The organism is Kosakonia sp. H02 (assembly GCA_030704225.1).
Lineage (GTDB): Bacteria > Pseudomonadota > Gammaproteobacteria > Enterobacterales > Enterobacteriaceae > Kosakonia.
Map to the genome: position 1 here is coordinate 4411064 of CP131915.1, position 11491 is coordinate 4422554.

General features: G+C 51.7%; 7 protein-coding genes, 2 tRNA genes, 1 rRNA gene and 1 other annotated feature (1 of these 11 only partly in view). All 10 genes read right to left on the reverse strand.

Annotated features, from left to right (window positions below):
• Window positions 1–3: 3 nt before the first annotated feature.
• Window positions 4–609 (reverse strand): DUF3540 domain-containing protein, encoded by a 606-nt coding sequence (locus Q5705_20845; GenBank protein ID WLI76975.1) that lies wholly within the window; start codon window positions 607–609, stop codon window positions 4–6.
• On the reverse strand, window positions 606–1691 hold the full coding sequence (locus tag Q5705_20850; protein ID WLI76976.1) for a pentapeptide repeat-containing protein: 1086 nt from the start codon (window positions 1689–1691) through the stop codon (window positions 606–608). Before Q5705_20850 ends, Q5705_20845 begins: the two co-directional genes overlap by 4 nt.
• Window positions 1688–4228 carry a DUF2169 domain-containing protein gene (locus Q5705_20855; protein WLI76977.1) on the reverse strand — a complete coding sequence of 847 codons (2541 nt, stop codon included), beginning with the start codon at window positions 4226–4228 and terminating at the stop codon, window positions 1688–1690. The genes Q5705_20850 and Q5705_20855 overlap by 4 nt, the downstream gene beginning before the upstream one ends.
• 81 nt (window positions 4229–4309) lie before the next feature.
• Complete coding sequence (locus Q5705_20860; protein WLI76978.1) at window positions 4310–4699, reverse strand: hypothetical protein; 390 nt, start codon at window positions 4697–4699, stop codon at window positions 4310–4312.
• Between the two features lie 521 nt (window positions 4700–5220).
• Window positions 5221–5568: a hypothetical protein gene (locus tag Q5705_20865; protein ID WLI76979.1), complete on the reverse strand. Its 348-nt coding sequence runs from the start codon at window positions 5566–5568 to the stop codon at window positions 5221–5223.
• Window positions 5569–5708: 140 nt separating this feature from the next.
• Complete coding sequence (locus Q5705_20870; GenBank protein WLI76980.1) at window positions 5709–6056, reverse strand: DUF3592 domain-containing protein; 348 nt, start codon at window positions 6054–6056, stop codon at window positions 5709–5711.
• Window positions 6057–6061: 5 nt separating this feature from the next.
• On the reverse strand, window positions 6062–7513 hold the full coding sequence (gene tssI, locus Q5705_20875; GenBank protein WLI76981.1) for a type VI secretion system tip protein TssI/VgrG: 1452 nt from the start codon (window positions 7511–7513) through the stop codon (window positions 6062–6064).
• Between the two features lie 16 nt (window positions 7514–7529).
• A 23S ribosomal RNA gene (locus tag Q5705_20880) occupies window positions 7530–10042 on the reverse strand.
• Window positions 10043–10285: 243 nt separating this feature from the next.
• Window positions 10286–10361: transfer RNA gene (locus tag Q5705_20885), tRNA-Glu, on the reverse strand.
• A 150-nt stretch (window positions 10362–10511) separates the two neighbouring features.
• Window positions 10512–10588 (reverse strand) — tRNA-Ile (locus Q5705_20890).
• 70 nt (window positions 10589–10658) lie between these two features.
• Window positions 10659–11491: a sequence feature (most likely nonfunctional fraction of RNA operon), on the reverse strand; it runs 595 nt beyond the window's last position.

The window sequence follows — 11491 nt, forward strand, 5'->3', positions numbered from 1 at the left end:
TCCTTAACCCATATGAATCTGTTCAGAATCAACTTTGGTGATTGCCTTCGAGGTGATCACCGTATTGTGCGCATGCAGGCGCAGGTAATCTTCCGCTTTCATATCAAGCTGACCGGCGCGAACGTGTTCGATCTGGCGCGTGGTACGAAAAAGCTGCTGGCTGATTTGCGTGACCGTCTGCCAGACCGATTCCGCGCGCTTACCCACAATGCGCGACAGCGAGACCCAGGCGGAAATTTTCTCGCCGCTGTAATTCATGTCGTTAATATGGCAATCCCCTTTCGCGGCATTGATATTCAGCGCTTCACTGCTCAGGCTTAACGCGCCCTGGCTTGTGATATGCAAATCGCCCGGTACGCTCAGTTCAGCGGCATTCGGGTTGAGGCGCTCGAGCACGGCGAGCAGCCACATCTGATTATCAACGGTGCTGATTAATACGGTATCGCCCGGTTGCGGCGCAATCACGCAGCTTACTGCCCGCCGACAGTGCCAGCCGCGCCCTTCGCTCTCGACCATCAGGCTGCCGTCATCAAAACAGTGGGTCACGTGTGCTGAGAATTGCCCGCCTGGGATCGCGGCCTTAATCAACTGGTGGTTGATGTTGTTCATACTGGGTCTCCGTAGATTCGGCTGTGGCGTTCGGCGCTCCAGGCTTCCGCCGCCAGTAACTCTTCGTCGTATTCGAGAATGCCTTTGCGATCGGCAAAGCGTGTATTGTCCTGCCGGGCGCGGTGAAAGCGCGTGCGCGAAAACGCTGCGCCGCGAAAATCGGCTTCACGCACATCGGCGGCGGAAAAATCAGCATAGGTCAAATCGCAGAGGGTGAATTCCGCCTGCTGCGCTGTGACCTGTTGCAGGATGCTCTGGAAAAAGCGGCTTTGTTTGAAGCTCGCCTGATGGAGTGTCGCCCCGACAAAAATCGCCTGATCAAACGCGCTACTTTGCGCATTCGCGCCGCTCAGGTCGGCTTGCATAAACAGCGCCTGCGTAGCGTTAACATTGCGCAACTGCGCTTGCTTTAGCGACGCGCCTTTAAAATTGCACTGGGTAAGCTGCGCACCGGTAAAATCCACGCCATCAAGTTGGTTATCGGTGAACTGGCAGCCGGTAAACTGCTGCTGCGCATAACTTTTCCCGCGCTGATCGCAGTTAAAAAAAACCGCCCGCTCAAACTGGCTACCCTGCATATCGGTATTACGCAGATCGATACCAAACCAGGTGGTCATCAGGTTGCGGCAGTTATCCAGTTTTGCGCCATCAAGCGGGCTTTCATAGAAGGTTGAACGTTCAAGCGCCGAGCCGGTAAAAAGGCTGTCCGTCAACGAGCAGCGCATAAACTGGCTGGAGTCGCTGTTTGAACGGGAAAAATCGCTGTTCGCCAGGATGCAGTCATTAAACACACAGCGATTTAATGTCGCACCGCTGGCGTTTATGCCCGACATGTCGCACTGGTTAAACACCGTCTCGTCCAGTTGCGTGCCGCCCAGATCCGCGCGGCTGAATACGCATTCAGTAAAAACACTCTCCTTCAGGTTTGCGCCCTGAAGATTTGCCCCTTGCAACGAGACTTCCTGGAAGATGCCGCCGGAAAGATCGCATCCTTGCAGATCGATACCGTCCAGGTTGAGTTCCATAATGGCTTCGCCGCATTTGACTTTCTGTTGCAGCTCTGCCGCGGTTAACGCGCTCATATCACCTCTCCATCACGCTTCGGCAGGGTTTTCACCCGTTTGGTATAAGCGCCCTGAAATTGTGTCGCCTCACTGGTGATCGATTGCGACAAATCGGCACGAAACAGGTTCGCATAGCTGAGATCCGCGCCTTCGAGGCGGCTTTTTTGCAACATTGCGCCCATCAGGTTGGCCTCATTAAAACGCACGTGGCGAAAATCGGTGCGGATAAACAGGCTGCCAGTCAGTGTGGCCCCGCTGAAGTCGGCGTTTACGCACTGCGCTTCGCTGAGATCGCTGTTATCGAGCTTCGCTCGCGTAAAGCGAGAACCGGTCAATACCGCCTGGCGCAAATTGCTCTGTTTAAGCTGTGCGCCGCTGAAATCCGCGCCAGCAAGCGTGCCGCCCGACGCCACGGCGCAGGTGATAAGCGTCGCGCTGGCAAACACCGCATTTTCAAGCTCGCTTTCTACCCACGAGCAGCCATCCAGCTGCGCATGGGCAAAGGTGGCGCTGAGTAGTTCGCATTGGATAAAGCTGGTTTTCGTCATCACCGCATGGCTGAAATCCGGTTGCGGCAGCGTCAGCTCCATAAAGACGCAGTTATCCAGCGTCGTGTGTTGAAACACGCACTGGCTGAACCCCGTCTCACGCAGCAGCAGGTTGCTGATGCGGGCATGGCTGAAATCGCAGGCATCGAACATCGCGCCGGTCATTTCCGTTTCCGTCAATTGCGCGCCGTGAAAATCTGTCTGCTTGCCTTGCGCCAGTGCCAGGCTGGCATTATCCAGGCGGCAATCGCGCAGCGAAGCATTGTGTAAATCGGCGCGCGCCAGCATGGCCTGGGTGAAGTTCGCGCCATCAAGCTGGCAACCGCTGAGGTTGGCACACTCCAGCAAGGCGTTGTGGAAGTTTGCGCCGCGCAGATCCATGCCGGAGAAATCCGCGCCGGTGAGATCGAGGCCGCTAAAATCGCCGCCCTGCGCCATGGTGCGTTCGGCGCGTTGGCGGATAATCAGCGCGATATCACCGGTGAGTTTGATGGCGGGCGGTTGCTGCGCGGCAGACATCAGGTACATCTGATGCAGTGCTTCCCGGCTTTGCGCCAGTTTTTTCTCGCTCATCTGCGAGGCGTTGCGTTCAAGCAGATCCTGCATACGATGCATCGATTCCGGCCCGCGCGGGCGGTTTTCATCGCTTGCGGCGTCCGGGTAGCGCGCGTCCATTTCCGCTTTGCGCGCCTCGGCCTGCTGCTGCATCTGTGCTGCTTTACGTTCCATCTCTTCAATGAACTCAGGCAGGTCGTCCAGTTTCGGCAGCGCGGTCTCGTCACTCTCTTTCAGTAATTCACTGACATCACTGCCCTGCGCTTCCAGCATCGCGCGGTGCTGCTCACGCAGTTGCAGTGCGCGGGTGTTCTGGTTTTCACGCATCGGGCTGTAATTTTCCTGCACCTCGTTATCGATCCACGAACCGATAACGTCTTCCGGCACCAGATCTTTTTCGCGAAAAGCAAACAGTGCGCCCTTCTCTTTGTCGAGACGCTGCTGGAGCACTTTGCGGTAGTGATTAACGGAGCGCGATGCGCCGCTCTTTTCCAGCGCGGGCATCAGGTGCAGCACGTCGGCGGCATCATCTTCATTGATACGCTGGTTGCCCTGCCAGATGAGCACCATCTGCTCAAGGTGCGGGAAAAACCACACGGTGGTGGCGCGCAGGACAATCTCTTCAAACAGGATCTCATCACCACGCTGGCGCTGGATAAAACAACGCGCCTGCCACGGCGGCAACGTTCCTTCCTGCACAGCTTTTTGCGGGTGCATATTCCAGATGCGCCAGGCGGCCTGCGGTGGCAATGCATCCCGTTCTTCCCACCATTGGTCGGGGCTGGCGGCGTTAAACACGCGCCAGTCAATATCGGGTGCGAAGCCGGGAAAATCGTTTTGCAACCAGCGGGCGTCATAGTTTTTGCCCATCCGACGGAACCGGCGCGGCCAGAATAAATCCAGTGGGCCAAAGCTGGCGGGCTCCGGCTTCATACGCGGGGATACCACGCGCTGTTGCAACGCTTCGATATTGGGCAGGCGGCGAAACTGCGTGCCGTTGTGGCTTTCCACCACCGCCCCGATCCCGTGCGGGTTCTCTTCATACCCTTCACCGCCAAACGCCCGGCTCCAGTCGAGGCGCATTTGCTCAAACGGCTGCGGTGCCGTTGGCCGGGAACCCGCCCAATAGCGATCGCCGGTGACTGCCAGGGTTTTAGTCAGGTTTTCGACTTCGATGCGCACCGCGCAGGTGGTTTTGTCCTGATGATGCTGCGTGTAGGCGTAGCCGGTCGCGAGGAATTCTGCACGCGCTTTGGGGATGGCCATATCCAGCACGCCACCGCTGGTTTGCAGTTCACTGGCGGCCAGTTGCCACAGTTCGACTTCGGGCCGCAGTTGTGGCGAGGCGCTCATATCGGCAAGCGCCATTACGGAAACACCCAGATGGTTTTGCCCCTGCAAGCGAAATGGGCGGTTTAACACGCTCAGCCGCAGCGGTTTGATAATCTTCATATAACATCCTTAGGAAGATTAAGGGTTGTGTTGATGTTTTAGCCCTGACGGGAAAGGCTTTATTTCAGTGCGTCCGGAAGATTATTTCTGACTAGTTAACAAAGGCCGATCGTTATCATCCCTAACAAAAGATATTTTTTGTTTTTTTTCATCTGTTTTAGCTTGATATATATGACCCACCTGCCATGCATCAAGCGTAATCAGCATAATGATTTCATTATGTTTCTCGATTAACCATGACTTCTTTTTGCTTTTATCTTCAATTTTTAACGTCATTTCAACAACTGGGTTGTTATTAAAAAACACCCCTACCTGTCTCATGGAAATAATTGTAGCGTTCACATCGATACCATCCACCAAAAATATTTTTTCGAGTTTCCGGTACTTTTTAAGTCGATATTTAATAAAATTATGAAATCCAAACATGAGAATAATAAGGACTGCAACAAATATATAGTTATTCGTAGTCATTACGTCGCCTATTAATTTAAAGCACGCAGAGTAAAGCGAAAGTAGAAAGTACCATCGCCGGTGACATTATCTCTTTTTTTCTTTCAGAGATCGTGGTTGTGCAGTTGCCATCGGCATTCACCGTCTTGTCATTCTCGACTGACACTTTCATGTCTTTTACAGAGTGCAGTTCAACGGCTTAGCTGCCGGGACTATCCTCAAAGAACCGGTAGCTAAAACATCCTTTGGAAGATCAAAGGCTGTGTTGGTGTTGTAGCCCTGACAGGAAAGATTTATTTCAGTGCATTCAGAAAATTGTGTCTCTATTATGTGGGATCGGTGCGCACATAAATGACCGGTACGTTTGCGTCCGCGTTGTAATGATAAGCCCTCACTTTCCCACGGACTTTTCTCTGACTTCAAATTATTACTTTGACTTTATTATAATCGAACGACATCTATGCCCGAAGGAAAAAGGTCGTTCTATTAAAATCACTTATCAAAAACAACCATATAATTTTTATCATCTTCGTATATTATCTTTATTTTTTTCCGGGCTGAAGTTGAGGTGCGTAAAAAGTATCAATCTTTTCACTACCCTTCAAAAGACGACCATCTATATCTAATACGTAAACAACAGTCGTATTTCCAGATTCATCTGTACTTATTGGTCTTATATTAATAATTGTTGCAATTACAGGACGCCCTTCTTGCAGCAATTTATCTCTTTTTTTTGTTACATAAAAAGCATAAGCAATAAAAAGGAAAAAAATCAGAAGGGCAATAATTAGCTCAAGCATGAATTTATCTCTCGTCTTCATGGGAATATTGTTAACACGGCAGTAACTGGTGCCATCGTCCTTCGCCAGCAGCTCCCAGTGGAACTTCACCTTGCCCCAGCCGTTATTATCTGCCCTGATATTATCCCCCTCCTAATCTTCCAACAAAATAATAACCTTAAACTATATTTATAAAATACTTCCCCGAAGGACAAAGAAGGAAGCTTGCATTGTGAAAAACTAACTCTGATTTATTCCATCTCACTGGGCATAAGCAGGATTTGTTGCGGATCATTAGGAAGATAATAAAGAAAAACCGTATTATTTCTCATGATTTTTATTAGATCTTCAGGTGTAAAAAATCTTTTAGTCGTAGTAGTCACTATTCCATCTTTAGTTTCAAACTTAACAACCATACGGAATTTTGTATTCCCTGTTCCTGAAGCGCCAATTTTTTCTTTGCTTACTATTATTGCTTCCGTTCTGATCCCTTCCTTTTTAAATTTTTCATAATTTACCCCTGTCTGATAACAAAAAACAAATACACCAACACACGCAAGTACGATAAAAGCGATCGTAATAAATGGGGAATTAAACAAAATGGTCACCCTACTATAAATAAGTTATTGAAAAATGTTCTAAGGTTTGATTTTGATATATCAACTTTATTTTTGAGTCTGGCTCTAACATCAGCATCGCTTAAATCAATATTTTTGGTTGAACTATCCACAACATTATGCGCGATTGACATGCCAGTCAAACCACCAGACACGCCTGTAAAAGCAAGGGACAAACCAGTAAAGGATGTAGACACTCCTTTAGCATTGCTCACCCAGAAAGGAGCATCAATATCCACATTGGTATCACTTTTTATCGAGATAGTACCGGGAGAATAAATACTGACATCGCCGAGTACTGTTTCATTCAAGTTTCCCTTAATACTTATGGCAACATTTCCTTTAACATCAGTAATTTGATTTTGGTGGACAGTTCGCATATTCACCCCCTGAATATCTGTAATCACCCCTTTTTTATAAGTCACCTTAGTCGCTACACCTATAGATGAACTTGACGCCGATGCTAAATAATCAGCGGCTGTTGGATGAGAACCTTCCGCTGAAATCACCTGCCCCTTAGTCTGTTTTATATCAAAAGGGATAGGCTCTACTTTGCTTGCATTACCTTGCGCATCAATCAGTTGTCCGAACACAACTTCAGGAGCTTCGTACATAATTTTATGTGCAGCCAGTGTACTGACACTGTCATCAGTTTTTATCACCAGGTTGCTGGTATAAGTGTTATCCGAAAATCCCGTTACGGATTTTTTCTCGTTATCAACTATCCTCTCTTCACGACCTTTCGCCGTAACCGCTAATATCTGTCCTTGTTTGAATGTTTGCATATCGAGATCATCTACAGTCACTGAGCGTGTGGTTTTATGGTGATAAATTGTCGCCTTATGTACGACTTCATTGTGAATCCCTTCAACCGAAACATTCATATCACGCTCAGAATGCAAATCCACCGACTCGCTGCCCAGCCTGTCTTCAAAGAACAGGTAACTGGCGTTGTCTTTGTTGCCATCTTTACTGCGGGTCATAAAGCCCATGCGGGTGGCATCATCCGGCAATGCCCACGGCGGCATACTCGCCTCGTTGTAGACCCGCCCGGTGATGATGGGCCGGTCCGGGTCGCCGTTGATGAAGTCAATCACCACCTCATCACCCACGCGCGGTATCTGTACCCCGCCGAAGCCCTGGCCTGCCCACGCGCTCGACACACGCACCCAGCAGGAACTGGTGTCATCGCCCTTCGCCAGACGGTCCCAGTGGAACTTCACCTTTACCCCGCCGAAGCCCTGGCCTGCCCACGCGCTCGACACACGCACCCAGCAGGAACTGGTGTCATCGCCCTTCGCCAGACGGTCCCAGTGGAACTTCACCTTCACCCGCCCGTATTTATCCGTCCAGATACTCTGCCCTTCCGGACCCACCACTCTGGCCGTCTGCGGGCCGTATGTTTTCGGCCATGCCGTCACCGCCGCCGGGCGGTACACCACTGACGCCGGTATCACCGTGAAGTCCGTGCGGTGCACGGTCTCACTGTCCGCCCCGCTGGCGTAGCGGTTCTCCTCGAACCCCGGAGTACCTTTTATCCGTTGAGCGATGGCCCTTCCATTCAGAACCACCGGATCACTATGACCTGCTTTCGCACCTGCTCGCGCCGTCACGCTCGCAGTCAAGCCAGCTTATGCCATTGCACTAACCTCCTGATGTCCGACCAGGATTAGCTGACCTTCGTGCTCCTCCGTTACGCTTTAGGAGGAGACCGCCCCAGTCAAACTACCCACCAGACACTGTCCGCAACCCGGATTACGGGCCCACGTTAGAACACCAGCCATTAAAGGGTGGTATTTCAAGGGCGGCTCCACGCAGACTGGCGTCCGCGCTTCAAAGCCTCCCACCTATCCTGCACATCAAGGACCAGTGTTCAGTGTCAAGCTGTAGTAAAGGTTCACGGGGTCTTTCCGTCTTGCCGCGGGTACACTGCATCTTCACAGCGAGTTCAATTTCACTGAGTCTCGGGTGGAGACAGCCTGGCCATCATTACGCCATTCGTGCAGGTCGGAACTGACCCGACAAGGAATTACGCTACCTTAGGACCGATATAGTAAAGGCCGCCGTTTACCGGGGCTTCGATCAGGAGCTTCGCTTGCGCTGACCCCATCAATTAACCTTCCGGCACCGGGCAGGCGTCACACCGTCTACGTCCACTTTCGTGTTTGCACAGGGCTGTGTTTTTAATAAACAGTTGCAGCCAGCTGTTATCTTCGACTGGATTCAGCTCCGCGAGCAAGTCGCTTCACCTACGCACCAGCGTGCCTTCTCCCGAAGTTACGGCACCATTGTGCCTAGTTCCTTCACCCGAGTTCTCTCAAGCGCCTTGGTATTCTCTACCTGACCACCTGTGTCGGTTTGGGGTACGATTTCGTGTTACCTGATGCTTAGAGGCTTTTCCTGGAAGCAGGGCATTTGTCACTTCAGCACCGTGGTGCCTCGTCATCACGCCTCAGTGTTACGGTGTTCCGGATTTACCTGGACCACCCACCTGCACGCTTAAACCGGGACAACCGTCGCCCGGATGACATAGCCTTCTCCGTCCCCCCTTCGCAGTAACACCAAGTACAGGAATATTAACCTGTTTCCCATCGACTACGCCTTTCGGCCTCGCCTTAGGGGTCGACTCACCCTGCCCCGATTAACGTTGGACAGGAACCCTTGGTCTTCCGGCGAGCGGGCTTTTCACCCGCTTTATCGTTACTTATGTCAGCATTCGCACTTCTGATACCTCCAGCATGCCTCACGACACACCTTCAGCGGCTTACAGAACGCTCCCCTACCCAGCAACACATTCGTGTCACTGCCGCAGCTTCGGTGCATGGTTTAGCCCCGTTACATCTTCCGCGCAGGCCGACTCGACCAGTGAGCTATTACGCTTTCTTTAAATGATGGCTGCTTCTAAGCCAACATCCTGGCTGTCTGGGCCTTCCCACATCGTTTCCCACTTAACCATGACTTCGGGACCTTAGCTGGCGGTCTGGGTTGTTTCCCTCTTCACGACGGACGTTAGCACCCGCCGTGTGTCTCCCGTGATAACATTCTCCGGTATTCGCAGTTTGCATCGGGTTGGTAAGCCGGGATGGCCCCCTAGCCGAAACAGTGCTCTACCCCCGGAGATGAATTCACGAGGCGCTACCTAAATAGCTTTCGGGGAGAACCAGCTATCTCCCGGTTTGATTGGCCTTTCACCCCCAGCCACAGGTCATCCGCTAATTTTTCAACATTAGTCGGTTCGGTCCTCCAGTTAGTGTTACCCAACCTTCAACCTGCCCATGGCTAGATCACCGGGTTTCGGGTCTATACCCTGCAACTTGTCGCCCAGTTAAGACTCGGTTTCCCTTCGGCTCCCCTATACGGTTAACCTTGCTACAGAATATAAGTCGCTGACCCATTATACAAAAGGTACGCAGTCACCCCATTAAGAGGCTCCCACTGCTTGTACGTACACGGTTTCAGGTTCTGTTTCACTCCCCTCGCCGGGGTTCTTTTCGCCTTTCCCTCACGGTACTGGTTCACTATCGGTCAGTCAGGAGTATTTAGCCTTGGAGGATGGTCCCCCCATATTCAGACAGGATACCACGTGTCCCGCCCTACTCATCGAGCTCACAGTCTGTGTGTCTTCGTGTACGGGGCTGTCACCCTGTATCGCGCGCCTTTCCGGACGCTTCCACTGACACACACACTGATTCAGGCTCTGGGCTGCTCCCCGTTCGCTCGCCGCTACTGGGGGAATCTCGGTTGATTTCTTTTCCTCGGGGTACTTAGATGTTTCAGTTCCCCCGGTTCGCCTCACAGCACTATGTATTCATGCTGTGATAGTGTGACGAGTCACACTGGGTTTCCCCATTCGGACATCGCCGGTTATAACGGTTCATATCACCTTACCGGCGCTTTTCGCCGATTAGCACGTCCTTCATCGCCTCGGACTGCCAGGGCATCCACCGTGTAAGCTTGGTCGCTTAACCTCACAACCCGAAGATGTTTCGTGAAACATCATCAGTTGTGAAAATTTGAGAGACTCACGAACAACTTGCGTTGTTCTGTGTTTCAATTTTCAGCTTGATCCGGATTTTTAAAGAGCAAATATCTCAGACATGACTCACTGTTCACACAGCGGAATCAGGTTTGAGATACATCGGCAGGTGACTTTCACTCACAAACCAGCAAGTGGCGTCCCCTGGGAGGTTTTAACCTCATCAGTTAACGCGTGGCGTCCCCTAGGGGATTCGAACCCCTGTTACCGCCGTGAAAGGGCGGTGTCCTGGGCCTCTAGACGAAGGGGACACTGATGTCTCTCTCGCAAGACGCCTTGCTTTTTACTTTTCATCAGACAATCTGTGTGGACACTGTTGAATTCGTTTCCGGGCGCGGCGTGGTGAAGCGAAGCATACTGAAGTATGTGAGCTTCAACACAACAAAGCACGGGAGCGAATTTGGTAGGCCTGAGTGGACTTGAACCACCGACCTCACCCTTATCAGGGGTGCGCTCTAACCACCTGAGCTACAAGCCTGCAGAGATTTTCACTGCTCGTTTTTCATCAGACAATCTGTGTGGACACTACAGGAGATGGTTCTTTAAGGTAAGGAGGTGATCCAACCGCAGGTTCCCCTACGGTTACCTTGTTACGACTTCACCCCAGTCATGAATCACAAAGTGGTAAGCGCCCTCCCGGAGGTTAAGCTACCTACTTCTTTTGCAACCCACTCCCATGGTGTGACGGGCGGTGTGTACAAGGCCCGGGAACGTATTCACCGTGGCATTCTGATCCACGATTACTAGCGATTCCGACTTCGTGGAGTCGAGTTGCAGACTCCAGTCCGGACTACGACGCACTTTATGAGGTCCGCTTGCTCTCGCGAGGTCGCTTCTCTTTGTATGCGCCATTGTAGCACGTGTGTAGCCCTGGTCGTAAGGGCCATGATGACTTGACGTCATCCCCACCTTCCTCCAGTTTATCACTGGCAGTCTCCTTTGAGTTCCCGGCCTAACCGCTGGCAACAAAGGATAAGGGTTGCGCTCGTTGCGGGACTTAACCCAACATTTCACAACACGAGCTGACGACAGCCATGCAGCACCTGTCTCACAGTTCCCGAAGGCACAAATTCATCTCTGAATTCTTCTGTGGATGTCAAGACCAGGTAAGGTTCTTCGCGTTGCATCGAATTAAACCACATGCTCCACCGCTTGTGCGGGCCCCCGTCAATTCATTTGAGTTTTAACCTTGCGGCCGTACTCCCCAGGCGGTCGACTTAACGCGTTAGCTCCGGAAGCCACGCCTCAAGGGCACAACCTCCAAGTCGACATCGGCATCGAATTAAACCACATGCTCCACCGCTTGTGCGGGCCCCCGTCAATTCATTTGAGTTTTAACCTTGCGGCCGTACTCCCCAGGCGGTCGACTTAACGCGTTAGC